Annotated in this window: 1 tRNA gene and 1 rRNA gene; both read right to left on the minus strand. The window is 41.3% G+C overall.

From position 1 onward, the window contains the following. Positions 1-121, minus strand: a 23S ribosomal RNA gene (locus tag CIK04_RS30130); the annotation flags it as partial. 278 nt (positions 122-399) lie between these two features. Next, a tRNA-Glu gene (locus tag CIK04_RS30135) sits at positions 400-475 on the minus strand. Positions 476-523: the final 48 nt, after the last annotated feature.

Here is a 523-nt window from a genome sequence, read left to right on the forward strand (position 1 = left end):
CATTCGGAAATCGTAGACTCAAGTGGCTGTTACTGCCTCATCTACGCTTATCGCAAGTTACTACGTCCTTCATCGCCTCTGACTGCCAAGGCATCCACCGTGCACGCTTAGTCACTTAACCATACAACCCCAAAGGGTCTTTGTTAAACAACCAAAGTTGCTATCTCATTATTTGAATGAGCGAGATAGCGTTGATTTGCCGGACTCAATTTCGAATAGTCACTAAAAGTGACATTCCCAAGAACACTTGAATGTATTTGTTGGTGTTTGTCTTAAAGACAAACATTGAGAACTTTACAAACAACAATAAATTGTTGTTTTGTCAGCTTTCCAAATTGTTAAAGAGCAGATTTTCTAATGAAAACCATGTTTAAACACACTCGTAAGAATGCTTAAAGATGGTATCCCGTAGGGGAGTCGAACCCCTGTTACCGCCGTGAAAGGGCGGTGTCCTAGGCCTCTAGACGAACGGGACACTAAGATACTCTAAACTTTCTAAACCATATCAATCTGTAGTGAACAC

It is taken from the genome of Vibrio sp. 03_296 (assembly GCF_002265885.1).